We start from the raw sequence: 26,084 nt of genomic DNA on the forward strand, positions 1-26,084 counted from the left end.
TCGGGCGCTCGATGGTGCACAATGCACCGGTGGGATCGGCGGTCGGCTCGGGTGTACGGCAACCTTCGGCACGCGCGCGGGAGTTGATCCGACAGGGAGCCGAGGTCGCGCTCACCGTGCCGCCGGACTGGCTCGAGGAGCTGCACTCGGCCACCCTCGCCGCCGACGGCATCCGCCCCTACGCCGAGAACCCCCTGCTCATGGCCGCGGTGCGCCGGGTGAACCGGGCGAACATGCTGCACTGGACCACCGCGAACATCCGCGACCCCGGCGCCCCCGTCCCCGTGACGCTAGACCGCGAGCAGCTCGACCTCGCCCGCGGCGCCGCCCGGCTCGGGCTCAACGAGTCGGCGCTGGAGGCGTACCGGGCGGGCCAGGCCGTCGCCTGGCAGCGCTGGATGGCCATCGTCTTCGAGATCACCTCGGACCCACAGGAACTCCAGGAGGTGCTGGAGGTGACCGCGGCCTCCATCGCCCGCTACATCGACGGCGTCATCGAGGCGCTGATGACGGTGGTGTCGGTCGAGCGCGCCGCGCTGGCCGAGGGCACCGACCCGGCGCGCCGCGAACTCGTCACCCGGCTCCTGAACGGCGACCAGGCCGACGTCGCCGACGCGGGCAGCAGCCTCGGCTATCCGCTGGACCGGCACCACACCGCGGCCATCGCCTGGACCGACGGCGCCGAGCTGCCGGACGCCGAGGTCGCCGCGGCCTTCGCCCGCTCGGTCGGCGCGCCGGAGGTGCTCGCGGTGCCGCACTCCGCCGCCACGCTGTGGCTGTGGGCGCCGGGGCCCTCGGTGCCCGATCCGGCCATCCTCAGCGCGGCGCTCGACCAGCTGCCCGGGGTGCGGATCGCCGTCGGCTCACGGGCTTTCGGGCTGGACGGGTTCCGGCGCGGGCACCGGGACGCGCTCACCACCCAGCGGGTGCTGGCCCGGCTCCCCGACCGCAGGCTTGCCGATTTCGCCGCGGTGCAGCTGACCGCGCTGCTCGCGGAGAACACCGAGCAGGCGGCGCGGTTCGTGCAGCAGACGCTGGGTGGCTTCGCCGACGCGAGCCGGGAGCTGCGCGACTCGGTTCTCACCTTCGTCCAGGAGCAGTGCAACGCCTCGCGCGCGGCGACCCGGCTCTACACGCACCGGAACACGCTGCTGCGCAGGCTCGCCCGCGCCGACGAGCTGCTCCCCCGGCCGCTCGCCTCGAACTCGGTGCACGTAGCGGTGGCGCTGGAGCTGCTGCTCTGGCACGGGGTCGGCCGCCCGCCGGGCTGAGCCCGCCCGGCTGAACCCGCCCGCCGGCTGTCCGGCCGCACGCCGCCGCGCGACGGTCAGGAGCGGCCTACCCGCTCCGGCCGGTCGATGCCGCGCGCGAGCGCGTTCGGCCACCAGATGCGCGGCCCGGTGATCGCGAAGAGCGCCGGGATCACGACCGTGCGCACCAGGAAGGTGTCGAGCAGAATGCCGATGCCGACCACGATCCCGAGTTGCGTCAGCGTGATCAACGGCAGCACCCCGAGCACGCAGAACACCGCGGCCAGCACCACCCCCGCACTGGTGATCACCGCGCCGGTGGCGGAGACCGCGCGCACCATCCCGTCGGTGGTCCCGTGCTCCGGCGTCTCCTCCTGCGCCCGCGTCACCAGGAAGATGGTGTAGTCGACGCCGAGCGCCACCAGGAAGAGCAGCGCGAAGAGCGGGGTGTTGGTGTCGAAGGCGGGAAACCCGAAGACGTGGATGCTGAGCAGACTGCCGACCCCGAGCGCGGCCAGCGCGCTGAGCACCGTCACCGCCACCAGCAACACCGCGGCGGGCACCGCGCGCAACAGCGCCAGCAGCACCAGGAAGACCACCGCCAGGATCAGCGGAATGACCACCTTCTGATCGCGCTGCGCGGCATCGCGAACATCCAGCGCCTCGGCATCGCTGCCGCCGACCAGGGGCTCCGCGGCCGGAATCTCGGCGACCGCGCCGCGCAACCGCTCGACCGTCGCGAACGCCTCGTCCGAGGCGGGCGCCGCCTCGAGCACCACGCTCCAGCGCCGCAGCCCGGTGTCGGAATCCCCGGCGGGGGTCACCCGATCCACCCCGTCGACGCCCTCCAGCGCGCGCTGCACCTCATCGCCTGCCGCGGCCCGCGCGACCACCGTGGTCGGGTCGGCCGCCCCGGAGGGGAAGTGCTCGGCGAGCGCGTCGAACCCGTCCACCGACTCCGCACTGACCCGGAACTGCTCGGTCTGCGAGAGCCCGACCTGCGCACCGAGCAGCGCCAGCGCGCAGAGCACGAGCGCGGTGAGCGAGGTCACGGCGACCAGCACCGGCTTGCGCACCACCCCGGCGGCCACCCGGTGCCAGATCCCCTCGGTCGCGCTGTCCCGCTCGTCCACCTTCGGCACGAAGGGCCAGAACACCTTGCGCCCGCAGAGCGCGAGCGCGGGCGGGAGCGCACCGAGCACGAAAACGGCGGCCACGACCAGCCCGGCGGCGGCGAGCGCACCGAGGCTGCGGGTGTTCGGCAGCACCGCGAGCAACAGCACGAGCAGCGCGAGCACCACGGTGGCATTGCTGGCCAGGATGGCCGGGCCCGCACGACGCACCGCGAGGCGCAGCGCCTCCCGGTGATCGGCGTGCCGGTGCAGCTCATCCCGATAGCGGGAGACCAGCAGCAGCGCGTAGTTGGTGCCCGCGCCGAAGACCAGCACGCTGGTGATACCGGAGGTCGACCCGTCGAAGCTGAGCCCGGTGAGCTCGGCCAGCCCGGTACCGACCGAGGTCGCCACCCGGTCCGCCAGCCCGACCACCAGCAGCGGCACCAGCCAGAGCACCGGCGAGCGGTAGGTGGCGATCAGCAGGACCGCGACCACGAGCGCGGTCACCGCGAGCAGCGTGACATTGGCGCCGGAGAAGGAGTCGGCGATATCGGCGCCGAACGCCGGGCCGCCGGTCACCTGCACGGTCAAGTCTCGGGGCAGGCCGTCCCCGGCGGCCGTGCGCAGCTCGGCAACGGCGTCGGTGAGCGCGAAGCCGTTGAGCGCGGCATCCACCGACACCTGGCCGAGCGCCGCCGCGCTGTCCGGGGCGGGGATGATCGGCGCCGCCGGGCCGTCCGCCCGCACCACGCTCGTGCCGCGCATGCGATCGAGCGCCGCGTTCGCCGCGGCCAGGTCGGCGTCGGTCAGCCTCCCGTCGTCCGTCCTGGTCACGACGGCGATGGCGGCGGCGACGTCGGCCCCGGGGAACTCGTCGAGCGCGGCCGCCGCACGCGCCGACTCGGCACTGTCCGGCAGCGAGTTCGGCGCCTGCCCCGCCGAATCGTTCGAACCGATCAGCCCGATCGCGGCGATGCCGGCCAGCAGCAGCGCCACCAGCAGCAACCATGACTTCTTCGCGGAAACCACGGCCGCGTACCGGTCCCAGAAACGCACGGCGCCACTCTCTCAGAAAATTAACTGTTAAGCAACGTAACGACCTCGGTTACCAGGTAAGTACCGGTTTGACCACGTCGCCCGCTCGCTGCGCCGCCAACGCGGCCTCGATCTCGGCGTACGGGAATGTGGTAACCAGCCGCTCCAGCGGCAAACGCCCCTCGCGCTGCCACCGCAGCAGCCGCGGGATGAAGACCTGCGGAATCGAGTCGCCCTCCAGGCAGCCGCGGATCGACTTGCCGTTCAGCACCAGGTCGCCCAGGTCGACCGGCGGCACGCCCTGCCCGAGCCCGACCGCGACCACGGTCGCGCCGGTCGCCAGCGCCGCCACCGCGCCGCCGAGCACCGCCGGAACGCCGGTGGTCTCCAGCGCGTGCGTGGCGCCGCCGCCGGTCAGCTCGCGGATCGCGGGCGGGATGTCGGTCTCGGCGGGGTCGAGCGCCGCCACCGCGCCGAGTTCCAGCGCCAGCGCGCGCCGGAGGGCGGAGGTCTCCACCACGGTCACCGCGACATCGTCCAGTGCGCGCGCCGCCAGCAGCGCGGCCATCCCGACCGCGCCCACGCCGTAGATCACCAGCTGCGCGCCCGGGGCGGGGGCGAGCACGTTCAGCACCGCGCCCGCGCCGGTCTGGAAGCCGCACCCGAGCGGGGCGGCCAGCGCGAGGTCGGTATCCGGCTCGACGACGACGGTGTTGTCCTCGGTCGCCAGCGCGTACCCGGCCAGGCTCGACTGCCCGAAGAAGCCGTCGAGCACCGGCGCGCCGTCCAGCGTCACCCGCGGCCCGCCCTCCGCGCGGCGGCCGAAGTTGTTCAGCGCGGTCGCCTTCCGGCAGTAGGCGGGCCGGTCGGCGAGGCAGTTCCGGCAGCGGCCGCAGTGCCGGAAGGTGAGCACGACGCTGTCGCCGGGGCGCACATCGGTCACCGCGTCGCCCACCGCCTCGACGATCCCCGCCCCCTCGTGGCCGAGCAGCACCGGCCGGTCGGCCGCACCCGCCGCGCGCGAGATCAGATCGGTGTGGCACACCCCCGACGCGACGATCCGCACCAGAATCTCGGTCCCCATCGGCGCGTCGACCTGCACCTGTGCCAGCTCGAACGGCGCGCGCGGGTCGCGCGAGAGCAGCGCGCTGGTCTTCACACCCGCTCCAGCAGGAAGTAAAAGAACTGCCCGTCGGCAAGCACCAGCTCCGGCCGGCCGTTCATGATCCCCATGAGGGTGCGGTCGTCCAGCCACTTGAAGTGATCGAACACCGCACGACCGTCGTAGACCATGGTCGCGGTGGTCTCCCCACGGAACTCGATGTTCCACAGCGTCGCCTCGCCCCCGCCCAGCTCCACATTGGAGAAGAGCGACCCGTCCTCGGCCCGGCAGATCAGCGGCTTGGCGTCGTCCAGCGCATTGAACGTCTTCCCGTACCAGCGGCTCTTCGGCAGCGCCCGGCACAGCGGGTGCCCGGTCTGGAAAGCATCGCCCTTCCACTCCCCGAAAATGTCCTCCGCGCGTGCGGGCTTCAGCCGCCCCCAGAGCTCATCCAGCTCGGCCGGCGCGACCCCACCGCTCTCCGCCCGCAACTGCCGCCACCGTGCTTCGCTCATCAGCCCGTCCTCCAATTCCAGAACCGATTGGTTCGGAAATCAGCGTAGATCCGAACCGGATGGTTCGGCAAGATAGGATCTCGGGATGCGCGCAGCAGGCCACGCCACCCGGGAACGCATCCTCATCGCCGCACGCGCGGAATTCGCGCGACACGGCGTAGCGGGGGCGAGAATCAACCGGATCGCCGCCGACGCACACGCCAGCAAGGACCGGCTCTACGCGTATTTCCCCGGGAAGACCGAGCTGTACGCGGCGGTCACCGAGCAGTGGGTCACCGAGACCACGACCAGCACCGCGTTGCGCGCCGAGGATCTGCCCGGGTATGCCGGTCGGCTCTTCGACCACTTCGTCGCGCATCCCGACGACGCGCGGTTGCAGGCTTGGGCTGATCTGGAGGCGCTGGATCCGCGGGCCGAGGCGGTGCTGCGCCGGGCGACGATGTCCAAGCTGGAGGAGGTGCGGCGGGGTCAGCGCGACGGGCTCGTCACCGCCGACTTCACCCCCGTCGCGCTGCTGCGCATGCTCACGGATCTCACCCGTACCGCCGCGACGCACGCGGTTCAGGCGCGGAATGCGGACGATGCCGTTGGGCGTCAGCGGTCGGCGGTCATCCTCGCCGTGCGCCGCCTGGTCGCGCCGTAGGCATCCTCGAACGGGGGGCGTCACGACCGAAAAACAGGTCAGGCGGTCTATGACCGGGCCTGACCTGCTATTCGAGTAGAGCTGAGGGGAGTTGAACCCTTGACCCCCACACCGCCGGGCACCTACCATCCTTGACGGCTCGGCCCGCTCCGTTCACGGCAATTCACCTCTTGCACCCCGAACTCGCACATGACTGCGTCACGTGTCGGAGGTTCAGTGGACAGCGGTTACGGCTAGCTTGTAGGGGGCTTCCTGGTTCACCCGATCGAAACTGCTCGACCTCTCGGTGATGCACTCCTGATTGATTACTCGTTCCGGGGGCATCGCGCGCAAGTCAGATCGTTCGCCGAAAGGACTGAGGGACTGTGCACTACACGGATTCGAGCTCGGCCGCCTTTTCACTCGGCGGCAGGTGGTGACCGGCGCGATGGAAATCCTCGAACTGACCGACGACTTCTACCAGGATCCGCATGCGACCTACCGGGCGCTGCGTAAGCGCGGTCCCCTGCACCGAATTCGATTGGACGGTGTACTCGGCTGGTTGATCGTCGATCACGAGGTAGCCAAACAGGCCTTCGCGGAGCCGACCATCAGCAAACGCATCGGGTCGCCCGAGGGACAGGCGGTGCTGGCCAAAAACGGTGCAGCCGAGTTGTTCAACACCGCCATCAGCGACAACATGTTGTTCGCCGATCCGCCCCAGCACACCCGGCTGCGCCGCCTCGTGGTCAAGGCATTCGCCGGTCCCGCCATCCGCGATCTCCAGCCGAGAATCACCTCGATCGCCGACACCCTGCTCGATGACATCGGCGCGCGAACGACCGTCGACCTCATCGACAGTTACGCATTCCGGCTGCCGACCGCGGTGATCTGTGAACTGCTCGGAGTCCCCGACGCCGACAAGGAAAAGTTCCGCGCGTGGACCGCCGTCGTCGTCGGCGACTCGGCCACGCTCGAGGAACGCACCGCCGCCGGAGTCAGCTACTTGACCTACCTGACGAATTTGATCGCCGAACGCACCAACGACCCCCGCGAGGACCTGCTCTCCCAACTGATCATCGCGAAAGACCACGAAGACCGCCTGGACGAGCACGAACTCATCGCCATGCTGCTCCTGCTGTTGATAGCCGGGCATGAGACCACCGTCAATCTCATCGGCAACTCGGTACTGGAGCTCCTCCGCGATCCGGCAACGGCCGAGCGGTTGCGCACCCACCCCGAAGCGATACCCGCCTACATCGAGGAGATCCTGCGCTGTCACGGGTCGTTGCACGTGGCGACGGCTCGCTACACCACCGCCCCGATCACACTGGGCGATACGGATATCGACGCAGGCGAATTCATCCTCATCTCGCTCGCCGCTGCCAATAGAGATCCGGCGCGGTTCACCGACCCCGACCGCATCGACCTCGAAAGACCCGAAAGCAGGCACATAGCCTTCGGACACGGCATCCATCACTGTCTCGGCGCCACCCTGGCCCGCGTGGAGGCCACCACCGCGATCTCGCGACTGCTGGCCAAGTTCCCGGAGATGTCGCTCGACGGGGAATTCAGCGATCTGACGTGGCGAAAAAGCCTCCTGATCCATGGCTTGATCAGCCTGCCGGTCCGACCGGCCGGACCCACCGAATCGCATCCCGCATCCAACGCCGACGCAGACCGCCGCCCTCAGTTGGTCTGACCCCGGTCGTCACGAATTCGATATCGGGGGACTACCGCGAGCTGTTCAACGGTCTCGGCCACGGGCCGAAGGCCCAGGTCGACGCGCTCTACAAATAGGCCGGGCAGCCCTTGCTCGACCAAGCCCTTCGGCGGGCAGCCCCTTCCGCTGCCCGCCGGCACACTCAAAAATCGAGAATGTGCGGCAACCCGGCCCGATACCGATCCCGATCCACCGCCTTGGCCCCCTCGAACGCGGGCAGCGCCACCAGCGGGAAGACGTCGGCCCGCGGCTGCGGATCATCGGCCGCGTCCATGACGGCATTCGCCACCATCCGCCCCGACTCGTTCGCCCCCTCCATGGTCGCCAGATCGATATGACTCCGCACGTGATCCCCACCGAAGAACAGGTTCGGAATCGCGCAGTGCGCGTTCGGCCGGTTGTCGTAGGAGCCGATGGTGTTCACCAGCAGCGGCGTCTCGTTGTAGGCGACCCCGCCGGACCAGCTGACACCCGGATCGAGGTGCCACGAGTGGATGTCCTCGTCCCGCAGCCAGCCGGTGTTGGTGTTCAGCCACTCCTTCAACTGCGCCCACACCTCGATCGAGATCTCCTCGGCAGAGCACTGTTTCGCGGTGCGCCCGAAGACGATGCCGGGTGAATCCCAGTCCGAGATGTCCACCGAGAGGCACTCGACGGCGGAACCGTCGCCGTAGCGGGTGGGGAAGTCGCCCACCCACATGGGTGCCTGGCGCAGCGCGGTGAGCGCCCACGGCGAGCCCAGCGCGGCGATGTGCCCCTCCGGCATGCCGGTGGTGCGGCGCAGGAAGTACTGGATGCCGACCATCCAGTCGGTGAGCAGCTGACTCATGCCGCCGAGCTGCGGATCGGCGTCCAGGATGTCGCCGGTGAGCAGCGGGACAGCGCGGTCCACCGGGATCGCGCAGACGTAGTAGTCGGCCTCGACGATGGTGCCGCCGACGACGGCCGAGCTGATGACACCGTTGCCCAGGTTGAGCCGGGTCAGCTTCGACCCGAGCACGAACTGCACCCCGCGCGACATGAGGTACGCGACCCACGGGTCGATCCACGCCTCGTTGGTGGGCCGGTTCAGAATCCGGTCCACCCCGCCGGAGAACTGCGGGATCAAACCGGTCGCGGCCAGCACCAGCGCCTCGCCGATGGTGCCGATGGTGCGCGCCGAGCTCAGGTGCGGCTTGGCCGCGACGGTAATGCGGGTCAGCGCGCTCACCAGGTACTCCTGATACGCGTGCGACTTCCCCGCGGCCCGCATGATCTGCGCCCAGGTGACGTACTCCCACTGCCCGAACCGGCGCTCCTCGCAGGAGCTGAACCACATGGCCATCTGCTTGCCGAAGAAGGCGAGCTCGTGCGGCGGCAGCTCAGGTAGGAAGCTGAACGCGCCGATCATGGTGTTGGCCAGCAGCTCCGGGGTGAGCTGGTCCAGCGAGCCGATCTCGATCGGGGCGAAGAGCGGCGGCCTGCCGCGGAAGCCGGCGACCGTGCCCTCGACCCGGATCAGGTTGTCCCGCACGCCGTTCGGGTTACCGGGGAATGGGATGCGCGCCATGGTGTCCGGGACGTTCTGGTAGCAGCCGGGGAAGAAGCGGAACCCGTGCTCGCCGGGCAGATCCATCCGGCCGCCATGCCCGGTGCCCGGCACGCCCATGCTGCGCGCCTTGCCGCCGAGGTAGGCGGGTTCGTAGACGGTGACCCGGTAGCCGCGCTCGACCAGTTCGTGCGCGGCCGAGAGCCCGGCCATGCCGCCGCCGAAGACCGCGACGGAGCGGCCGCCGGTGTGCAGCGCCGGGCTGCGTAGCGCGGGGCTCGCCTGGGCGGGGCCGGTCAGCGCCGAGCCCGCGGCGACGACGGCGCCCGCGGCTAGCGCGCCGCGCAGGACGTCGCGGCGGGGAACGGTGGTGGACGGGCGGGGCTCCGGCAACGGCACTGTCGCGGGCATGTCAGGCATGGTCGTCTCCTGGCGAGGACGGGGTGAGCGCGGGTTCGGTGGGGCGGGACGGGAGCGGCACCCGGCGGTGCGACCTGCGACGGATGTCGCGGGCCTCGGCGAGTTCGGCGACGGTGTCGCGCGCGGTGCGCGCGACGTCGGCGAGGACCGGGAGCGGGTCGGCGCGCGAGTTCCAGAGTGCCTGCAGCGCAAGCTTTCCCGCGCGCTTCGGGGTGTAGAAGGAGCTGGGGTCGACGGTGCGGGAGAAGATCGCGATGACGGTCTCGGAGATCGCCGGGTCGGTGTCGGCGGCCCGGTAGAGCGCGTGCTCCAGCGGGCTGATGGTCTCGCCGCGGGCGAGCTTGTTGGTCCACTGGTAGATGTCGACGCAGTCGCGCACCCGGGTCTGCTCCCAGTCGCGCAGTGCGCGGTCCAGCCGCTCCGGGTGGTCGAGCACCGGAGCGGCGGCCTCGCCGAGCAGCCTGCCGTAGCGCAGCGCGTCCCGGATGCCCTGCGCGGTCACGGGGTCCTTGAAGTGCCCGGCGTCACCGGGGAGCGCCCAGCCGGGCCCGCTGGAGTAGCGGAAGTAGGAGGCGATGTCGGTGGCCGAGCGCACCCGGCCCACCCGGGTGCAGCCGCGCAGCCGCTCCGTCAGCTCGGGAATGTTCTCGATGGCCGCGGAGTAGCGGGCCTCCGCGGCGCCGACGCCGGCGCGCTCGCCGGTGGCGGCGGGCTGGACCAGGCAGAGCAGCAGGCCGTCGTCGCAGGGGAAGGCGGTGCCGAGGTCGCTGCCGGTGCGCCACTGCGCGGCGATGTGCCGCCAGTCGGCCCTGGAGTCCTTCCAGTAGGCGTAGTAGCAGTCGCGCCCGCTCGGCCTGTGCGCGAACGGCTGGTCGGCGCCGACCAGCCTGGCGACCGTGCTTCGCCTGCCATCGGCGCCGATCACCAGCGTCGCGCGCAGCTCCACCTCGGCGCCGTCGGGGTCGGTGTACCGGACGCCCGCGCAGCGCCCGCCCTCCCAGAGCAGGTCGGTGACGCGGCAGCGTTCGCGCAGCTGCACCCCGGCGGCGACGGCGGTGCGCAGCAGCGCGTCGTCGAGCCCGGTGCGCCGCACGCACATGGCGTAGTCGATCTCGCCGACCGCGGGGAAGCGCGACGCCACCTTGTAACCGGCGATCGCCGCCATGGCGTGCGTGAGCCTCGGCGCGCCGATCGCGGCGACGGCGTCCAGCGCGCCGAGGCGCTCGAGCTCGGCCAGCCCGGAGGGCCAGAGCAGGTGCGTGGAGAGCGTGTCCGACGGGAAGCGGGCGGCGTCGATGGCGACGACCCGGCGGCCCGCCTTCGCCAGCGTCAGCGCGGCCGCGCTGCCTGCGCAGCGGGCGCCGACGACCACGACGTCCGCGCGGTCGATGGTCGTCACGGATGGAGCAGGCATGGGACCGCCTCGACGCTGAGATCGCCCGGTCAGCGGCCCTTTTCGGGGTCGGTCACCGAGTCTCGGACACTATGTCCGATAAGAGTGAGGGCCGAGCGGGAAAAAGTCAACGACCGCGCGCGGAGGGGCAGAATGGAACCCATGCGCGAATCGAATCGACGGATGACGAGCCCGGTGTGCCCTCGCTGACCCGCGTTCCCCGTACCTCGCGGAAGGGTACCGACGACCGGCGCGCGGAGTTCGAACAGCGCGTCCTCGCCGCGGTCGAGGAGTTGCTGGCCGACGGCACGCCGTTCACCGAGATCGCGGTGCAGCGGATCGCCACCGCCTCCGGCTCGGCCCGCTCCACCTTCTACCGCTACTTCCCGGACAAGAGCAGCCTGCTGATCCGCATGGCGGAGCTGGCCACCGCCGACCTCTTCGCCGCCGCCGAGCAGTGGTGGGCGTCGGCGCACACCGACGAGCAGGCGGGCGTCATCCGCGCTATGCGTTCGATGATTACCGGTTTTCGCCAACATCGTTATCTACTGCTCGCGCTCAACGAACTCGCTGCTTACGACCGCGACGTTCGCGAGTACTGGCACACCCGGCTGGCACTGTTCATGGAGATGGTGCGCACCCGGCTGGAGGCCGATCGTGCCGCAGGCCGGATCAGCACGGCGATCGATCCGGCGGCCACGGCGATCGTGCTGACCTCGATGGTCGAGCGTTCGATCACCGTCACGTTCGGCGCGCCGACCGGGGTGGGCGACGGGGCGCTGGCCGAGGCGCTGGGCCGCGGCATCTGGTTCACCGTCTACGGAGACGCACCGGGCCGCTGATCCGCCCGGTAGCTTCGGGCCATGGACCGCGGACCGGCTTGGGCTTGGTCTCTCGCGTGCAGCGCGTTGGCGACACCGCTACCTCGGCGGTGGGCGCACACCCGAGGGGTGGCTGCTGCCGCGACAGCCCTCGCCGACAGGCTCGACTGCGACGGTGACCTACTAATCGCGGCCGCCGTTCTGCACGACATCGGATACGCGCCGCGGATCGCGGTGACCGGCTTCCATCCGCTCGACGGTGCTCGCTTCCTGCGCGATGAGCATCAGGCCGGCGACAGCATGGTGCGCTTGGTCGCCAACCACTCGTGCGCGCTCCTCGAAGCCGAGGAACGCGGGCTGAGCAACGAACTGGCGTCCGAGTTCCCCGCGCACGACGACGAACTTCTCGCCGACGCGCTGATCTACTGCGACATGACCACCACCCCCGACGGCACGACGACAACTCCGGCCGAACGGATAGGCGAGATCGTGGGACGGTACCGCCTCGATTCGATCGTGGGTCGCTTCATCCGGCGTGCCGAGCCGACAATTCTCGCGGCGGCCGCTCGGATCGACAGCGCGCTGTCGGCTCAGCCCAGAAACGGGTAGTTGCCGGACAGGTAGTCGCCGATCTGCTTGCGCATGCTCTGATGGATGTCGTACCCCTCCAGGTCCCGAGGAGCTACGAATGTCACGCCGTCGGCTTCGTCGTTGATCGTCGGTTCTCCCGACAGTGGTCGCCCGATGTAGGTGTTCTCGTACTGCTGGCGCACTTCGCCGTCGGTATAGGCGACGATGTGGTTCGGGTCGCTGTACACGCCGAGAAAGCCAGTGATCTCGGCGGTGATTCCAGTTTCTTCCCGGCATTCGCGGATCGCGCACTCGGCGGCGGTCTCGCCGAAATTCATCGCGCCGCCCGGCAGCGCCCACTGCCCGGTGTCCCGTCGGCGCTGCAGCAGGATGGCTCCGGCTCCATCTGTCACCAGGAGGTTGCATGCCACCACGAGCGAATTCGGCTCGGGTGCCTGCGGGTCGTAGTAGTACTCGATTCTGCCCATGGTGGCCCTCTCGTCACGGTGTCCAGGGCCGTGCTTCACCCCAGATGGCATCGAAGCTCTCGATGTAGTTGTCGAACCACCCGGCATCGCCGACGCGCCTCAGTTGGAATGCCGGATTGGCGCTGGCGGGCTGCCCCCAGATGTGCGGATTGACAATCACGTTGTCGTCGTAGCGAAACAGCGAGTTGTACAGGGTGGTGTCGTGCAGGCGGATCTCACAATGGTCCCCGCCCAGCAGCGGGCGGTAGTAGGTCAGCGAGGCCCGGACCTTCGCGGACAACGTATCGCCGATGCCTTCCTCCGTGCCGCGACGGGCGACGGCCTCGCCGACGGGGTCTCCGAAGCACAGCCGGACCTTGGTTCCCTGTCCGGCTCGTTCGGCGAGCATCTTCACCACCTGCGGGTTCGACTGCACCACGAAGGTTCCCGAGAACACAAGCACGTCGATCCGCTCGGTCGCTTCGCGGAGCAGCGACAGCCACACATCACGCGGTACCTCGGCCCGGTTCGCGTATGTGGCGACCAATTCGAGGTTCTTCGGAACCGGCGGAGTCTCGGGAACCGGTGGCCACAGGAACTCCGCTTCGACCCGGAGATGGCCCGCGACGAGGTGCCGGTGCCGCGGATGCGGTACGCGGCCACCGAGCCACCGCGCGACCGTCTTCGGATCCACCTGACACACCTCGGCCAACACTTCGGGCCGAATTCCCCTCTGGTGCAGCACGGTCTGAAGGCGGACGTTCACGGTGTCCATGGAAGCCGACGTACCGGTGATCGGCAAGGCAATCGCGGGTAGGACGCGGGGAACGTCCCGGGGACGTCCTTCCGGCACGGCCCGAACGCGGTTACGGGGTCCGGTGCCGCCTCGGCACCATGAACCCTCGACCGAGAAACACCGAGGGGGCGACGTGATCGAAGAAGTCACCGGCATTCGCAGGATTCGAATGCTCTACCTGCAACTGCTCTACCGCTGCAATTTCGAATGCGGCCACTGCTTCCACGGCGAGCGCCTGCGGTACCAGGACGCTTTTACCTCCGTGCAAGCGTCCAACCTCATGCGGCTCATGCGGCATGAGCACGGGATCGAGGCTGTGACGCTGCTCGGTGGTGAGCCTTTCGTCTACTCGGACCTGGCGCGGGTCGTCCGGTATGCGAAGCACGACCTCGGCCTGGCGGTCGAGATCTGTACCAACGGCTATCGCATCGCACCGCGCCTGCGGGAAATCGCGCCGTGCCTCGACCTGCTGCGCGTCTCGCTGGAGGGAATCGGCGACACCAATGACCGTATCCGCCGGGCCGGGAGCTATACCGCCGCACTGGAAAGTCTCGCTCTCGCGCGTGACCTGGGCGTGCCGACCGGGGTCACGATGACGGTCAATCGGTACAACATCGGGGAGGTGATCGAGCTGGCTCGCATTCTGGAATCGCTGGGGGTCGCCCAGCTCAAACTGCATCGGCTGCGCCCGATCGGCAATGCGGCCGCACGCCCCGAGATGATGGTGCGTGATTCGACGGAATACTCCGTGATGCGCGAGAAGCTGCGGCGAGCGGTACTGAATATCGAGGTCGTCCTGGATGACGACCTTGCCGAAGGAACCAGTTCGAGTTGCGCGGCCCCGGCTGCGCGCCGCGAAATCGACCGGATCGAGGTGGATCCGCGAGGTGCGCTCACGATGTCGTGCAAAGCAGTCGGCACCGATGCTCAAGCCTTCTGGTACGAGAAGGACGGTGATCGGATCGTCCACCGGCCGGGCCCCGACGACGAGGTGCTGGTCGGCATTCCCGATGTGGTGTACCGCCATGCGTAGACTCCTGCCGTTCGAGAGCATCGAAGGGCTGCCCGGCACCGGGAAATCAACGATCGCGCCTATGCTTGCGGACGCCCGCGGAGCCGTCCTCGTTCCGACCGTCCCGCACTTCTATCAACCGTTGCGTCGAGAGCTGGATGCCGGGGCCAACGTGAACGCGAGAATGTGCTTCTTCCTCTCCGCGCTGTTCACCGCTGCCGACCAGATTCGTCGCTACCTCGACGCCGGGGTACCCGTGGTGGTCGAGAGCTATTTCGCCCGCTGTCTGAGCACACACCGCGTGTATGGAGCCGATGTCGACGTGATTCTGCCCCGTGACCTGCCGTGCCCCGTCTCCTATCAGCTCGTCTGCGAACCGCATGAACGACGCAAGCGGTTGGCCGGCCGCGCGAGGCCGACAACACGGTGGGACACCCTCGCGGAGCAGAACGCGGACCGCCTCGCCGCCGCCCACCACGAATTTCCCGCTCATCGGATCGAGACGACCGCACGCCACCCCGAAAGAATCGTGGAGGCGATTCTCGACCTGAACGCGATCGGGGCCGAGCATGCCCAGCGCTAGCCTGTGGGAGCACACCCTGACCTTCTTCCCGCAATTCCTGCGTGTGGTTGCCGATGAGTGCCCAGCCGAAGCGGTCGTCACCGTGGTCGGAGCGAGCGACGGCAAATTCGTACTGCCGCTGGCGAGCGTCGGGCACCGGGTGGTTGCCATCGACAGTGATCAGGTGGCACTGAACGGCGGCGAAGTGCTGCTGCCGCACTCGGGCGTGACCTACGCGCCCGGATTGGTGGAGCGCTTGGCGGACGTCGGCCTGACCCCGCTGGTTCGGGTGGTCTGCGCCGACTTCCTGGACACCGAACCCGCCGACCTGATCGCGGACGCGGTCTGGACGAGTTGCTCGTGGCATTACAGCGCGAACCACGAACGGCCCCTCGGGGACTTCGTCAGCCGGATGCAACAGGTCGTTCGGCCGGGCGGGGTGTTCGGCGCGGAGTTCATGATGCCCTTCGAATACCGCCACGAGTACGTTGAGCACTACACCACCCCGGACCGGCTGACGAGGTATTTCGACCGCCACCGATGGACGGTCCTGCTGCGGTTGCAGACCGACACATTCACCGAACGTGCGCACGTAGGCCGGTTGCACGATCACCAACACCGGATGGGTTTGCTCATTGCCAAGAGGCACCCAGAGGAAGAAGAGGAAGGCGGGACGCGGCAGCGATGAAACACGAGTACGAAGCCAAATTTCTCACCGTGGACACCGATGCCGTACGGCGAGCGCTGGTCGACCTCGGCGCGACGCGATCTTTCCCGCGAACGCTGCTGACCCGCAGAATTTTCGAGGACGACGCCCTGGAACGCGGTGCCTGGATCCGGCTGCGCGACGAAGGATCCCGGTCGACGCTGACCCTCAAGCGGGTAACCGACGCCACCTCCATCGACGGAACCACCGAGATCGAGACAACAGTGGGCGACCCGCACGCGATAGCCGAAATTCTCACCGCGCTCGGCTCCCGCCAGGTTCGATACCAGGAGAATTACCGCGAGGAGTGGCAGCTCGGCGACCTTGTGTTCGACTTCGACACCTGGCCGGACCTACCGACATTCCTCGAGATCGAGGGCCCGAGCGAGGACGCCGTGCGTTCAGCCGCCGCACGGCTGGAGCTGGACTACGGAGAGGCCAGGTTCGGCAGCGTGGACGAGATCTATCGGAGCGAGGCCGGCCGCGACATCCTGATCGAACCGACCCTGTTGTTCGAGACGGCGTCGCCTACGGCGCGTCCAGGCGGCGCACAGCGAGAATGACAGCCGATCGCTGACGCGCAACGGAGTCGTCTGCTTTCCGTGCTCGACCCGCGGATCCAACGCCTCCAGATCAGCCGACGCCTGCACCTCGCGTCGTCCGGATACGCGACGATCGATCTGGCGACCATGGAGAGGGCCACGGCACTGGATCGGTATCGGTATCGGGCCGGGTTGCCGCACATTCTCGATTCCTGAGAGTGGGTCCGGCGGGCAGCAGTAGGGGCTCAACCGCAGGCGTAAGGGCGAGAACCTGGGTTACTACCCTCCGGCCGCTCGTCGGCGGCGACGCCACCACGGGCGCTTCGTCGCCTTCGGCGGGGGCGGCGCAACCGGTTTCGCGACCGCGCGGGCAGCCCGGCGCTGCTCCTCGCGCTCCCGCCGCCACTCCGCGACCACCGCCTCGACGTCCACGGTGGACACCGGTACCACCGGCCCGGACGGAATTCGCAGATACTCGACGATCCGCCGGTTCAGCGCCACGACCTCGGCGCGCACCTGCTCCTCGGTGGTGCAGTCACGCACCGTCGCCCCGATTCGCTCGGCATCGCGGCGCAGCAGCAGTGGGGTGGGCAGCAGGAGGCCGGTGTCCGCGCCCTCGCGTTGCAGGTAGCCGCGCAGCCAGGCATCTTCCTGGACCGGAGCCCCGGCGCCGGGGATCGGCTTTCCGGAGCCGCGCAGATTCCGCAGCTCCCCGCGCTCCTCCGCCTCCCTGACCTGCTTGTCCACCCAGGATTCGAAGCTCTGCCGCGCCGGTTTCCGCCCCGCGCTCCCGTCTGCGCCCATGCATCCAGGGTACGAAAGGTGTCATCCGAACGACCGACGCCGCGAATTCGCCGCACCCGGCACGATCGGACGGCATGGAGCACGCCGCGATCGTCACGCCCGGCAGGCGCATGGCCGCCTGGTCGCTGGACTTCGGTGTCGTCGTCCTGCTGACCGCCGTGCTCGGCTGGCTGACGCAGTATCGGATCGGCGACTACCTCTCCGATTGGCCGTCGCTCGGGGCCGGCGGCGCGTGGGAGCTCATGGGGTCGGAGGGTGACGTCACCGCGGCGGGGGTCGAGATCGGCTCCGGTGTGCTCGGCGAGCTGATGTCGCTGGTGACGCAGGGTTTTCTGGCATTGATCGTGCTCACCGGGCTGGTGCGCTTCGGCACGCTCGCCTGGACCGGGCACAGCGCGGGCGGGGCGCTGGCCGAGGTCAGGACGGTCGCGCACGGGCCCGACCCGCTGCTCTCGCGCGGCCGGGCGGCCAGGTACGCGATCAGCACCACACTCAAAGACGTCGGGCTGTACGCGGCCGCCTGTATCGCCCTCGTGCACGGCGCCTTCGCGCTCTCCGTGGTGCTCTGGGCGCTGGCCCTCGCCGTCTTGATCGCCGACGCGGTGCCCGCCCTGCGCCCCGGCGGCCGCAGCCTCTGCGACCGGCTCAGCGGCACCGCCCCGACCCGCGCCCGCCGCTACCGCCGAGCCCTCGAACAGAGCGCCCACCTGCGCCGCGCCGGTATCGAGGCTACCCAGCAGGCAGTCGCCGCCGGCCGCCGAATCGCATCTTCCGAGACCGCTGAGCAGGCGAGGGAAGCCGCGGCCGAGCGGGCTCAGCAGGCCAAGGCGACCTCGCGCCGGATCGCCGCCGACGTGACCCGCCGGGTGGAGAGCAGCGACCACGCCAGGCAGGCCGCCGCGACCGGCAAACGCCTCGCGACCGACCTCGCCTCCTCGGAACGCGCCCGCCGGGCGAAGGCCGCAGGCCAGCGCCTCGGCGACCGCCTGCGCGGCACCCGCCCCTGAGCCCGGACCGGCCCACGCCCCCGGCCGAGCGGCGTCACACCGGCTCCGGCACCCCCTCCGGCTCGAGCACCGCACTCGACGGCTCCACGGCGTAGAGCCCTTCGATCTCCGCGGCGTACTTCTCCGCGATCACCCGCCGCTTGAGCTTCAAGGTCAGGGTGAGCTCGTCCCCACCCGTCTCCCAGAACACCGGAAGCACCCGGAACCGCCGCACCTGCTCCACCCGAGCCAGCTTCGCGTTCCCGGCGGCGATACCCGCGGCGATCGCCGCGCGGACCCCGGCATCGGCGGCGAGCGCGGAAGCGGAGGCATCAGCCAACCCGTGCTGCTCGGCGTAGCGCGGCGCCGTCTCGGCATCGAGCACCACCAGCGCGGTGTTGTACGGCCGCCCGTCCCCGATCGCCGCAACGACCCCGATCAGCGGCGTCGCCGCCTTCAGCGTGTTCTCGATCGCCGTGGGCGACATGTTCTTCCCGGAGGCATTGATGATCAGCTCCTTCTTCCGGTCGACCACCCGCAGGAACCCGTCGTCGTCGATGGTCACCACGTCGCCGGTGTGCAGCCACCCGTCGGCATCGACCGCCTCGGCCGTCTTCGCGGGTTCCCCGCGGTACCCCTTCATCACCAGCGGCCCGCGGACCAGCAGTTCCCCGTCGTCGGCGACCTTGGCCTCCATACCGGGCAGCAGCGTGCCGACGCTCCCCAGCTTGGCATCGTCGGGATGGCTGACGCTGCAGATGCAGGCCAGCTCGGACATGCCCCAGATCTCCGCGATCGGGATGCCGAGCCCGGCGAAGAAGCCGAGCGTCTCCGGCGGGATGGGCGCGGCGCCGGACATGGCCCCGCGCACCCGGTCCAGCCCGAGCTTCGCGCGCAGCGGACCGAGGACCAGCGCGTCGGCGCGCTGCCACTCGACGGCCAGCTCCTCCGGCACCGGCGCGCCGGCCAGCTGCCTGGCGCTGCGCCGCGCGGCGACATCGAGCGCCAAGCGCAGCCCGGTGCGCTTCTGCTCGTCCGGCTCGGCCGAGACGGCGAACTCCACCGCGGCGCGCAACTTTTCCCAGACCCGGGGCACCGCGCCCCAGATGGTCGGCCGCAGCTCGGCCAGCGCGGGCGCGATACCGGCCGGGTCGGCGACGCAGGTGACCTGTGTGCCGAAGACCTCCTGGAAGTAGAGCGCGGTGAGCCGGTCGGCGATGTGCGCGGTCGGCATGTAGGAGGTGATGGTGTCGCCGAACCGGATGCCGAGCACCTCCGCCACCGCGTAGGACTCGAAGAGCAGCGCGGCGTGCGTGGTCTCCACGCCCTTGGGGTTGCCGGTGGTGCCCGAGGTGTAGATGAGCGTGGCGACGTCGTCCGGGCGGACGGCCCGCCAGGCGGCGTCGAAGTCGAAGGCCGGGTCGCCGCCCGCGATCAGCTCGGCGACCCCGACGGTGCCGTCCGGCGCCTCGTCGACGCAGACGATGTGGTCCGGCTCGGCGCCTGCCGCCCGCAGCCGCGGCACGTACTGCGGCTCGCAGATCACCACGCGCGCACCGGAATTGCCGAGCACGTGGGCCAGCTGCTCGGGCGCGAGCGTGTTGTAGACGGAGAACGAGGTGGCGCCGAGGTGCTGCGCGCCGACCTCCAGCGGATAGAACTCCACCCGGTTACCCATCATGAGCGCGACGGTGTCGCCCTTGCGCACGCCGAGCGCGGCGAGCCCGGCGGCGACCGCGCGCACCTCGGCGGCGTAGTCGCGCCAGGTCAGCGTCGTGGTGTCGCCGGGGGTGCGCAGGGCGATGTCGTCCGGTGCGCGGGTCGCGGTGTGCTGGAAGGCGGCGACCAGGGTGTCGAAGCGGGGGTGATCGGTGGGTCGGGTCACAGCGGACAACGTACATCGCAACATATTGCATTGCAATGTTGCATTCCGCGGATAGCCGTCGACCGCGGCCGAATCGCACCGGCCGCGGTCGCGGAAGAGGCTCTAGCGCGGGGCCATGCGGATGGCGCCGTCGAGCCGGATGGTCTCGCCGTTCAGCATCGGGTTCTCCACGATGTGCCTGGCCAGCGCGCCGTACTCGACCGGGTTGCCGAGCCGCGAGGGGTGCGGCACCTGCGCGCCGAGCGAGTCGATGGCCTCGTCCGGCAGGGTCGCGAAGAGGGGGGTGTGGAAGAGGCCGGGGGCGATGGTGAGCACCCGGATCTTCAGGCTCGCGAGGTCGCGCGCGACCGGCAGCGTCAGCCCGACGATGCCGCCCTTGGAGGCCGAGTACGCCGCCTGCCCGATCTGCCCGTCGAAGGCGGCGACCGAGGCGGTGTTGATGATGACGCCGCGCTCCTCGCCCACCGGCTCGGTGGCGGCGATGCGCTCGGCGGCCAGCCGGATCACGTTGAAGGTGCCGATCAGGTTGACGCTGATCACCTTCTGGAAGGCCGCGAGCGGGAACGCGCCCTGCTTGCCGACGGTCTTGATGGCGTTGCCGATCCCGGCGCAGTTCACCGCGATCCGCAGCGGGCCCAGCTCGGCGGCCGCGTCCAGCGCGGCGGTCACCTGCTCCTCGTCGGTGACGTCGGCCGCGGCGAACACGACGCCGTCGCCGAGCTCCTTGGCGACGGTCTCGCCGGGCGAGGAGGGCAGGTCGACGATGACGACCTTCGCGCCCTGCGCGTGCAGCTCCTTGACGGTCGCCAGCCCGAGGCCGGAAGCGCCACCGGTGACCAGCGCGACGAGGTTGCTGTCGATCTGCATGGGAGTTCCTTTCTGCTCCGGCCGCGCGTGGTCGACACCGGCCGTGGCATCGAGACTATCCATCGCGACGGCAACAAGTAAACAGCGGTTCGCATAGCGAGACGAAGAGAATGCCATTTCGGCAGCACCGATGTTCGGGCGCATTCACCTATAACAGGTTCTAGTTATAGCACACCGCTTGACCTCGAGCGCGGTAGAGGTTGCACGGTGGAGCCATGACCGAGACGACCGAACGCTGGGACTCCGTATACGACGACGACACCGCGCCGTGGGTGATCGGCCGCCCCCAACCGGCCATCGACGAGCTCGAGCGCGCAGGCGGCTTCACCGGCCGGGTGCTCGACATCGGCTGCGGCGCCGGCGAGCACACCATCATGCTGACCGCGCGCGGCCACGACGTCCTCGGCGTCGACTTCTCGCCGAGCGCCGTCGGCTTCGCCCGCCGGAACGCCGAGGCGAAGGGAGTGCCGGAGGCCAGATTCGCGGTCGCCGACGCGCTCGCGCTCGACCCGCGCGCCACCGGCGCCTACGACACCGTGCTGGACAGCGCGCTCTTCCACATCTGGGGCACCGAGCCGGAGCAGCGGGCGCGCTACGTCCGCTCGCTGCACGGCGTGCTGCGGCCGGGCGGGGTGCTGCGGCTGCTCGCGCTCTCCGACGCCGAGCCCGGCTTCGGCCCGCGGATCGGCGCCGACATCGTGCGCGGCGCCTTCACCGACGGCTGGCAGCTCGTCTCCCTGGAGCCCGCCCGCTACCTGGGCCGGGTCACCCCGGTGGTCGCGGACAATGTCGCCGGGCTCGCGGTCTCACCGGAGGGGCAGGTCGACGCCGCCGCCTGGCTCGCCGAGGTCAGGCGGAGCTGAGCGGGCGAGCCGGTCCACCCGCCGCACCAGCGGCAGCACGAGCAGCAGGCACACCGCGGGCAGCAGGAAGGCCGCGCGCAGCGCGGGCCCGGCCGAGATCAGGCCGGGCAGCACCGCCCCGGCCAGCGCGCCCGCGTAGTTGAAGAGGTTGACGGTGGCGACGATCTCGTCCGAGCGCTCTGGCCGCACCTCGCCCGCCGCGCTGAACGCGATCGGCACCAGCGCGCCCGCGCACAGCCCGGCCGCCGCGAACCCCGCGATCGCGCCGGGCACCAGCGGCAGCGCCGCCACCAGCACGCACCCCGCGAGCCCGGCCGCCACCGCGCCGAGCGCCACCGGCGTCCGGCCGAACCGCAGGACGGCCGCGTCGACGGTCAGCCGCGCGCCGAGCACCGCGGCCTGGTAGGCGGCGTAGCCGAGCGGGGTCACCGCGGCGACCGCGCCGAGCCCGTCGGCCAGGTACACGGTGCTCCAGGTGGAGACCGCCGCGTCCACCACGAAGGCCGCGAAGATCAGCGCGCCGACGATCCGGATGGCGGGCCACGGCAGCGGTCCGCTCTTCTCCCGCTGCCGCACGGCGCGCTCCGGGTCGAAGCCGAGCAGCGCCACCCCGACGTGCACCGCCGCCGCGGCGACCAGCGCGAACACCGCGGGCAGCTCCAGCGCGAGCAACCCGGCGACCAGCAGCGCGCCCGCGATCGCCGCCGCCGTGTACCCGGCGTAGAAGCGCCCGAGGAGCGGCCGCCCGGCCCGCCGCTGCACCAGCACGCCCTGCATGTTCGAGGCGGCGTCGACCCCGCCGAGCCCGATCCCGTACAGCACCAGCGCCACCGCGAAGAGCGGCAGACTCCCGAGCACGGCCGCCCCGAGCAGCGCCACCGCCTGCGCCCCGAGCGCCGCGACCAGCGCCCGCCCGCTCCCCCAGCGCACCGCGATCACCTCCGCCGCGACCGAGCCGAGCGCCGCCGCGAGGACGGTGCCGAGCAGCAGCACCGACACCACCGTGTCCGAGATCCCGAGCCGCTCCTTGAACTCCGGCAGGACCGTGACGATCGCCGCGTACCCGAAGCCCTGCGCGGCGTACGCGGCCGCCACCGGCCGCACGCGCTCCGTCATGCCCGACTCCCCGCGATGAGCTGGACGTTTGTCCAGATGTCGGGCGAGCGTACACCCGGGCGGCGGGACCGGTCAGCCGAAAGGGGAGGCCACATACCAGGAACCGCCGACGACGGCGTGCAGCTCGGCGCCGAGCCCGAACAGCGCGAGCCGCCCCGAGCCGGGCAGCGGCACCCGCTCGATCCGCTCCACCAGGTACCGGTCCCCGGTCAACCGGCCGATCGCGAGCCGCTCCCGCTCCCCCGAGTAGCCGCCGTACAGCGCCACCCGATCCCCGGAGACCGCGAGCGCCTTCGCCCCGGCGATCTCGTCGTTGCGCCAGAGCCTGCTCTGCCCGTCCGCGATCCGAACGATGGGGAAGTCGGTGTAGTAGCAGGCCCACGCGGTCTCACCGGCCAGGGTGAAGGCATAGCAATCGGCCATGCCGGGTCCGTCGAAGCTCCAGACCGGGCGCAGCGCGCGGTCGAAGCGGACGATGCCAGGGTGCCCGATCGGCTCCGGCCCGCCGCCGCCCCAGCCGAAATTGCCGAACACCCCCTCATCGAAGAAGCTGACCCAGATGTCCCCGGACGGCGAGACCGCCACGTCCTCGATCCCGTCGCCGAGCACCCCCGTGCACTCCACGGCCCCGTCCGGGAGCACGACCATCGCATTGTGCTCCGGCCCGCTCGCCGACCAGCGGCACCGGTGCCCGACCACCAGCACGGCGCCGTCCGGCAGCAGCCGCACCGACGGGAACGCGATCGTCAGATCGTGGATCGGCACCACCTCGCGCGGCTCCGGGCCGAAAATTACCACCCGCGCCGACACCGGCTCCTCCGCCCTGGTCAGCGGGAACGACGCTCCACCAGGCGATTCCGTGCGGGCGGTGAGCAGCGCCGCCCCCGCGTCGGTGGTCCACAGGGTCACCAGCGTCCCGTCATATCCGGGCGCGGCGTCGAGCAGACGATCATGCCCGTCGACCGGGCGCGGCTCGGCGCGAAGTTCGAACACGTCCGCATTGTGCCGCACCCGGGGAAACTCCCGTGCCGGGTTTCCTCGCCCGCGATGCGGTTGGTACGGGGTGGGCGGCAGATCGTTCACGAAGGTAGCGGCAGATCGTTCGCCGACCCGACGGCAGATCCATCACCAACCCAGCGGCAGATCCATCAGTAAACTAGCGGCAGATCGATCAGCAAGTGAGCGGCAGATTGATCACCAGGCGACGACCTCGAGGAGCGATCCGCATGCAAACACGCTTCGGGCCTGCGCTTCCGCGCCGAGCGGAGGCCGCTGTCCGCGCAGCGCTGGCCGACACTCGAGTCGTCCTCGTGAACGGCGCGAGACAGTGCGGCAAGAGCACCCTCCTGCGGCTTCTCGTCAAGGACCGCACCGCCGAGTGGCGTGACCTGGACACCGCACTCACCCGGCAGGCCGCGCTCGCCGACCCCGACGGCTTCGTCGACTTGCCCGAGCTGATGGTGATCGACGAGATCCAGCGCAACCCCGAACTGCTGCTCTCGATCAAGGCCCGGGTCGACGCCGACCCGCGGCCGGGCCAGTACCTGCTGACCGGCTCCGCCCGCGTGCTCGGCCTGCACTCGCTGCCGGACACGCTGGTCGGGCGGATGGAGACCATCGAGCTCTGGCCCTTCTCGCAGGGCGAGATCGACGGCACCCCCGACGGTTTCATCGACACCGTCTTCGCCGAGGGCGACCGGGTGCGGCACCACTCGTCGGTCTCCCGCGCCGACTACGCGGAGCGCCTGGTGCGTGGCGGATTCCCGGAGGCGGTGGCGCGCACCAACGACCGCCGCCGCCGCGCCTTCTTCGACTCCTACCTCGGCGATCTCATCGCGCGGGACATCCAGCAGCTCGCAGAGATCGAGCGCGTCACCGAGATGCGCACTCTCGTCCGCCTACTGGTCGCCCGCTCCGGCGGCCTGCTGTCCACGGCCACGCTGAGCAACGATCTCGGCCTGAGCGCGGCCACCGTGAAGCGGTACCTGGCGCTGCTGGAGGAGGTCTTCGTGGTCAAGCGGATTCCCGCCTGGTCCAGGAACATCAGCAGCCGCGCGACCACGACGCCCAAGCTGGCCTTCATCGACTCCGGCATCGCGGCGCACCAGATCGGCGCCGACGCCAGAAGCCTGCTCCGCCCTACCGGCCAGCTCGGCCCGCTGCTGGAGGACTTCGTCCTCTCCGAGCTGGCCCGCCAGCTCACCTGGGCGGACGAAGACGTCGAGCTCTTCCACTACCGCACCCGCGATCAGGTCGAGGTCGACGCGGTCCTGGAGAACCGGCGCGGCGAGGTGGTCGGCGTCGAGGTGAAGGCAGCCTCCACCGTCGGCTCCGACGACTTCCGCGGGCTGCGCCACCTCGCCGAACGACTCGGTGCCGACTTCCGCGCCGGCATCGTCCTGCACACCGGGCAGCAGACGCTGCCCTTCGGGCCGAAGATGCTCGCGATGCCGATCAGCGCGCTGTGGGAGCTGGGGTAACACCCTCACGGGTGGTCGGCAGCGCATCCGCCGACCACCGCGGTCGAGACTCCTCAGTAGGTCGGCGCGAGCAGCATGCCGAGGACCCGCTTGGCCGCCGCGTTGAACCGCCCGAGATTCACCCCGGGCGTACTGGTGACCACCAGCAGCAGCGTCGAGCTCACCGGGAAGACCCCGACGCACCCGCGGTCCGCCTCGAAGACCGTGGACTGCAACCGCCCCTGGTGCAGCAGCCCGGTGAAGTGGTCACCGATGCCGATGGCCGCCGCCGCCATGGCGGAGCCGCGCATGGCGACGGAATCGCCGCCGTCGACTCCGGCCGACGCCGTGTCGGAGGCGACGACCAGCCCGTCCCTGCTGGTCATGACGGCGTGCTCGACCTCGTAGATCTCGTCGCAGGCGCGCTGGAGCAGCCTGCCGACGAATTCCGGGTCGCCGAGCGCGATCTCGGTCCGGTCGAGCGATCTCGTGCCCGGCCGGTGGAAGGGCGCGCTCATAGTTTGATCGCCTGTTCGATGCGGCGTAGCTGGTGCCTGGCGAGCGCGAGGTTGCCGCGCGCCTTGTCCAGGGCCAGGTAGAGGAAGAGCTGTTCGTCGTCATTGCGCACCAGCGGCATGATCAGGTGGTACTGCGTGCCGAGCGTCACCAGGATGTCCTGGACCTCGTCGCCGAGCTGCAGCGCCTCGACCGCGCGGCCCTTGGCCCGGAGCACCTCGGTGTTCAGCGCGCCTGCCATCTCCAGGTCGAACAGCGAATTCCCGCCCTGCTTCGCCAGCAACATGCCGCTCTGCATATCGACCAGCGCGATGCCGATCGCGCCGTCCATGCTCATTCCGTCACGCAGAGCATCTTCGAGCCTCATATTTACCGCACACCCTGAATCGCTCCGCGCTCGAATAATCTC

General features: G+C 70.3%; 26 protein-coding genes. 12 read left to right on the forward strand and 14 right to left on the reverse strand.

What is annotated here, in order from left to right; genetic code table 11:
* The first annotated feature begins 83 nt into the window (after positions 1-83).
* Positions 84-1,271: a PucR family transcriptional regulator gene (locus LTT61_RS11585; RefSeq protein WP_233019937.1), complete on the forward strand. Its 1,188-nt coding sequence runs from the start codon at positions 84-86 to the stop codon at positions 1,269-1,271.
* 56 nt (positions 1,272-1,327) lie between these two features.
* Here LTT61_RS11585 and LTT61_RS11590 read toward each other — a convergent pair whose 3' ends face one another.
* The 3 genes from LTT61_RS11590 to LTT61_RS11600 are packed head-to-tail and all read right to left on the reverse strand — an operon-like array spanning position 1,328 to position 5,017.
* Entirely contained in the window at positions 1,328-3,421 is a 2,094-nt protein-coding gene (locus LTT61_RS11590; protein WP_233019938.1) for an MMPL family transporter, read from the reverse strand.
* 49 nt (positions 3,422-3,470) lie between these two features.
* Positions 3,471-4,559: an NAD(P)-dependent alcohol dehydrogenase gene (locus LTT61_RS11595; RefSeq protein WP_233019939.1), complete on the reverse strand. Its 1,089-nt coding sequence runs from the start codon at positions 4,557-4,559 to the stop codon at positions 3,471-3,473.
* Positions 4,556-5,017, reverse strand: a complete 462-nt coding sequence (locus tag LTT61_RS11600) for a DUF4334 domain-containing protein (protein WP_233019940.1) — start codon at positions 5,015-5,017, stop codon at positions 4,556-4,558. The genes LTT61_RS11595 and LTT61_RS11600 overlap by 4 nt, the downstream gene beginning before the upstream one ends.
* Positions 5,018-5,102: 85 nt before the next feature.
* On the opposite strand from LTT61_RS11600, the gene LTT61_RS11605 reads away from it, so the two are divergent.
* Both LTT61_RS11605 and LTT61_RS11610 read left to right on the forward strand, forming a co-directional pair.
* Complete coding sequence (locus LTT61_RS11605; protein WP_233019941.1) at positions 5,103-5,660, forward strand: TetR family transcriptional regulator; 558 nt, start codon at positions 5,103-5,105, stop codon at positions 5,658-5,660.
* Between the two features lie 415 nt (positions 5,661-6,075).
* The gene (locus LTT61_RS11610; protein ID WP_233019942.1) at positions 6,076-7,341 is read left to right on the forward strand and encodes a cytochrome P450 family protein; all 1,266 of its coding nucleotides are present in this window, start codon (positions 6,076-6,078) and stop codon (positions 7,339-7,341) included.
* Between the two features lie 163 nt (positions 7,342-7,504).
* Here the strand turns inward: LTT61_RS11610 and LTT61_RS11615 are convergent, their stop codons facing one another.
* A complete protein-coding gene (locus LTT61_RS11615) occupies positions 7,505-9,301 on the reverse strand; it encodes a hydroxysqualene dehydroxylase (protein ID WP_233019943.1) in 1,797 nt (598 codons plus the stop codon).
* Position 9,302: 1 nt separating this feature from the next.
* Entirely contained in the window at positions 9,303-10,724 is a 1,422-nt protein-coding gene (locus tag LTT61_RS11620; RefSeq protein ID WP_233019944.1) for an NAD(P)/FAD-dependent oxidoreductase, read from the reverse strand.
* On the opposite strand from LTT61_RS11620, the gene LTT61_RS11625 reads away from it, so the two are divergent.
* Together LTT61_RS11625 and LTT61_RS11630 are read left to right on the forward strand one after the other, a co-directional pair.
* Positions 10,712-11,545 carry a TetR/AcrR family transcriptional regulator gene (locus LTT61_RS11625; RefSeq protein WP_233019945.1) on the forward strand — a complete coding sequence of 278 codons (834 nt, stop codon included), beginning with the start codon at positions 10,712-10,714 and terminating at the stop codon, positions 11,543-11,545. The two genes, LTT61_RS11620 and LTT61_RS11625, sit on opposite strands and share 13 nt — an antisense overlap.
* A 21-nt stretch (positions 11,546-11,566) precedes the next feature.
* The gene (locus tag LTT61_RS11630; protein WP_269821875.1) at positions 11,567-12,133 is read left to right on the forward strand and encodes an HD domain-containing protein; all 567 of its coding nucleotides are present in this window, start codon (positions 11,567-11,569) and stop codon (positions 12,131-12,133) included.
* Here LTT61_RS11630 and LTT61_RS11635 read toward each other — a convergent pair.
* Complete coding sequence (locus tag LTT61_RS11635) at positions 12,115-12,582, reverse strand: NUDIX domain-containing protein (RefSeq protein WP_233019947.1); 468 nt, start codon at positions 12,580-12,582, stop codon at positions 12,115-12,117. The two genes, LTT61_RS11630 and LTT61_RS11635, sit on opposite strands and share 19 nt — an antisense overlap.
* 13 nt (positions 12,583-12,595) lie before the next feature.
* The gene (locus tag LTT61_RS11640; protein WP_233019948.1) at positions 12,596-13,336 is read right to left on the reverse strand and encodes an XRE family transcriptional regulator; all 741 of its coding nucleotides are present in this window, start codon (positions 13,334-13,336) and stop codon (positions 12,596-12,598) included.
* A 154-nt stretch (positions 13,337-13,490) separates the two neighbouring features.
* Between LTT61_RS11640 and LTT61_RS11645 the strand changes: the two genes are divergently transcribed.
* Genes LTT61_RS11645 through LTT61_RS11660 form a run of 4 tightly spaced genes read left to right on the forward strand, consistent with a single transcriptional unit; the run spans position 13,491 to position 16,200 of the window.
* Positions 13,491-14,390, forward strand: coding sequence for a radical SAM protein (locus LTT61_RS11645; RefSeq protein ID WP_233019949.1), 900 nt, complete (start codon positions 13,491-13,493; stop codon positions 14,388-14,390).
* Positions 14,383-14,952, forward strand: coding sequence for an AAA family ATPase (locus tag LTT61_RS11650; RefSeq protein WP_233019950.1), 570 nt, complete (start codon positions 14,383-14,385; stop codon positions 14,950-14,952). Before LTT61_RS11645 ends, LTT61_RS11650 begins: the two co-directional genes overlap by 8 nt.
* Complete coding sequence (locus tag LTT61_RS11655) at positions 14,939-15,619, forward strand: class I SAM-dependent methyltransferase (protein WP_233019951.1); 681 nt, start codon at positions 14,939-14,941, stop codon at positions 15,617-15,619. The genes LTT61_RS11650 and LTT61_RS11655 overlap by 14 nt, the downstream gene beginning before the upstream one ends.
* A complete protein-coding gene (locus tag LTT61_RS11660) occupies positions 15,616-16,200 on the forward strand; it encodes a class IV adenylate cyclase (protein WP_233019952.1) in 585 nt (194 codons plus the stop codon). Before LTT61_RS11655 ends, LTT61_RS11660 begins: the two co-directional genes overlap by 4 nt.
* Positions 16,201-16,458: 258 nt before the next feature.
* Here the strand turns inward: LTT61_RS11660 and LTT61_RS11665 are convergent, their stop codons facing one another.
* The gene (locus LTT61_RS11665) at positions 16,459-16,983 is read right to left on the reverse strand and encodes a DnaJ family domain-containing protein (RefSeq protein WP_233019953.1); all 525 of its coding nucleotides are present in this window, start codon (positions 16,981-16,983) and stop codon (positions 16,459-16,461) included.
* A 74-nt stretch (positions 16,984-17,057) separates the two neighbouring features.
* Here LTT61_RS11665 and LTT61_RS11670 point away from each other — a divergent pair, with 74 nt between their 5' ends.
* On the forward strand, positions 17,058-17,990 hold the full coding sequence (locus LTT61_RS11670; protein ID WP_233019954.1) for a hypothetical protein: 933 nt from the start codon (positions 17,058-17,060) through the stop codon (positions 17,988-17,990).
* 34 nt (positions 17,991-18,024) lie between these two features.
* On the opposite strand, the gene fadD11 is transcribed toward LTT61_RS11670, so the two are convergent.
* Together fadD11 and LTT61_RS11680 are read right to left on the reverse strand one after the other, a co-directional pair.
* The gene (gene fadD11 / locus LTT61_RS11675; RefSeq protein ID WP_420094771.1) at positions 18,025-19,878 is read right to left on the reverse strand and encodes a fatty acid--CoA ligase FadD11; all 1,854 of its coding nucleotides are present in this window, start codon (positions 19,876-19,878) and stop codon (positions 18,025-18,027) included.
* Between the two features lie 78 nt (positions 19,879-19,956).
* A complete protein-coding gene (locus tag LTT61_RS11680; RefSeq protein WP_233019955.1) occupies positions 19,957-20,721 on the reverse strand; it encodes a 3-hydroxyacyl-CoA dehydrogenase in 765 nt (254 codons plus the stop codon).
* A gap of 215 nt (positions 20,722-20,936) precedes the next feature.
* Between LTT61_RS11680 and LTT61_RS11685 the strand changes: the two genes are divergently transcribed.
* On the forward strand, positions 20,937-21,584 hold the full coding sequence (locus tag LTT61_RS11685) for a class I SAM-dependent methyltransferase (protein ID WP_233019956.1): 648 nt from the start codon (positions 20,937-20,939) through the stop codon (positions 21,582-21,584).
* Here the strand turns inward: LTT61_RS11685 and LTT61_RS11690 are convergent.
* Both LTT61_RS11690 and LTT61_RS11695 read right to left on the reverse strand, forming a co-directional pair.
* Positions 21,528-22,700 carry an MFS transporter gene (locus tag LTT61_RS11690; RefSeq protein ID WP_233019957.1) on the reverse strand — a complete coding sequence of 391 codons (1,173 nt, stop codon included), beginning with the start codon at positions 22,698-22,700 and terminating at the stop codon, positions 21,528-21,530. The two genes, LTT61_RS11685 and LTT61_RS11690, sit on opposite strands and share 57 nt — an antisense overlap.
* A 72-nt stretch (positions 22,701-22,772) precedes the next feature.
* On the reverse strand, positions 22,773-23,693 hold the full coding sequence (locus tag LTT61_RS11695) for a hypothetical protein (RefSeq protein WP_233019958.1): 921 nt from the start codon (positions 23,691-23,693) through the stop codon (positions 22,773-22,775).
* Positions 23,694-23,926: 233 nt separating this feature from the next.
* On the opposite strand from LTT61_RS11695, the gene LTT61_RS11700 reads away from it, so the two are divergent.
* A complete protein-coding gene (locus LTT61_RS11700) occupies positions 23,927-25,180 on the forward strand; it encodes an ATP-binding protein (protein ID WP_332909240.1) in 1,254 nt (417 codons plus the stop codon).
* Positions 25,181-25,233: 53 nt separating this feature from the next.
* Here LTT61_RS11700 and LTT61_RS11705 read toward each other — a convergent pair whose 3' ends face one another.
* Entirely contained in the window at positions 25,234-25,677 is a 444-nt protein-coding gene (locus LTT61_RS11705) for a roadblock/LC7 domain-containing protein (RefSeq protein WP_233019960.1), read from the reverse strand.
* Positions 25,674-26,006: a hypothetical protein gene (locus tag LTT61_RS11710; protein WP_233019961.1), complete on the reverse strand. Its 333-nt coding sequence runs from the start codon at positions 26,004-26,006 to the stop codon at positions 25,674-25,676. Before LTT61_RS11710 ends, LTT61_RS11705 begins: the two co-directional genes overlap by 4 nt.
* Between the last annotated feature and the right edge of the window lie 78 nt (positions 26,007-26,084).

Source organism: Nocardia asteroides (assembly GCF_021183625.1).
Classification (GTDB): Bacteria; Actinomycetota; Actinomycetes; order Mycobacteriales; family Mycobacteriaceae; genus Nocardia; species Nocardia asteroides_A.

Bases quoted from the DNA above. Each gene is read 5' to 3' on its own strand.
- LTT61_RS11670 (WP_233019954.1), top strand. From the start codon at position 17,058: ATGGAGCACGCCGCGATCGTCACGCCCGGCAGGCGCATGGCCGCCTGG.
- LTT61_RS11690 (WP_233019957.1), bottom strand. From the start codon at position 22,700: ATGACGGAGCGCGTGCGGCCGGTGGCGGCCGCGTACGCCGCGCAGGGC.
- LTT61_RS11620 (WP_233019944.1), bottom strand. From the start codon at position 10,724: ATGCCTGCTCCATCCGTGACGACCATCGACCGCGCGGACGTCGTGGTC.
- LTT61_RS11685 (WP_233019956.1), top strand. From the start codon at position 20,937: ATGACCGAGACGACCGAACGCTGGGACTCCGTATACGACGACGACACC.
- LTT61_RS11635 (WP_233019947.1), bottom strand. From the start codon at position 12,582: ATGGGCAGAATCGAGTACTACTACGACCCGCAGGCACCCGAGCCGAAT.
- LTT61_RS11640 (WP_233019948.1), bottom strand. From the start codon at position 13,336: ATGGACACCGTGAACGTCCGCCTTCAGACCGTGCTGCACCAGAGGGGA.
- LTT61_RS11680 (WP_233019955.1), bottom strand. From the start codon at position 20,721: ATGCAGATCGACAGCAACCTCGTCGCGCTGGTCACCGGTGGCGCTTCC.
- LTT61_RS11665 (WP_233019953.1), bottom strand. From the start codon at position 16,983: ATGGGCGCAGACGGGAGCGCGGGGCGGAAACCGGCGCGGCAGAGCTTC.
- LTT61_RS11600 (WP_233019940.1), bottom strand. From the start codon at position 5,017: ATGAGCGAAGCACGGTGGCGGCAGTTGCGGGCGGAGAGCGGTGGGGTC.
- LTT61_RS11660 (WP_233019952.1), top strand. From the start codon at position 15,616: ATGAAACACGAGTACGAAGCCAAATTTCTCACCGTGGACACCGATGCC.
- LTT61_RS11625 (WP_233019945.1), top strand. From the start codon at position 10,712: ATGGAGCAGGCATGGGACCGCCTCGACGCTGAGATCGCCCGGTCAGCG.
- fadD11 (WP_420094771.1), bottom strand. From the start codon at position 19,878: ATGTTGCGATGTACGTTGTCCGCTGTGACCCGACCCACCGATCACCCC.
- LTT61_RS11655 (WP_233019951.1), top strand. From the start codon at position 14,939: ATGCCCAGCGCTAGCCTGTGGGAGCACACCCTGACCTTCTTCCCGCAA.
- LTT61_RS11710 (WP_233019961.1), bottom strand. From the start codon at position 26,006: ATGGACGGCGCGATCGGCATCGCGCTGGTCGATATGCAGAGCGGCATG.
- LTT61_RS11615 (WP_233019943.1), bottom strand. From the start codon at position 9,301: ATGCCCGCGACAGTGCCGTTGCCGGAGCCCCGCCCGTCCACCACCGTT.
- LTT61_RS11700 (WP_332909240.1), top strand. From the start codon at position 23,927: ATGCAAACACGCTTCGGGCCTGCGCTTCCGCGCCGAGCGGAGGCCGCT.
- LTT61_RS11705 (WP_233019960.1), bottom strand. From the start codon at position 25,677: ATGAGCGCGCCCTTCCACCGGCCGGGCACGAGATCGCTCGACCGGACC.
- LTT61_RS11605 (WP_233019941.1), top strand. From the start codon at position 5,103: ATGCGCGCAGCAGGCCACGCCACCCGGGAACGCATCCTCATCGCCGCA.
- LTT61_RS11650 (WP_233019950.1), top strand. From the start codon at position 14,383: ATGCGTAGACTCCTGCCGTTCGAGAGCATCGAAGGGCTGCCCGGCACC.
- LTT61_RS11630 (WP_269821875.1), top strand. From the start codon at position 11,567: ATGGACCGCGGACCGGCTTGGGCTTGGTCTCTCGCGTGCAGCGCGTTG.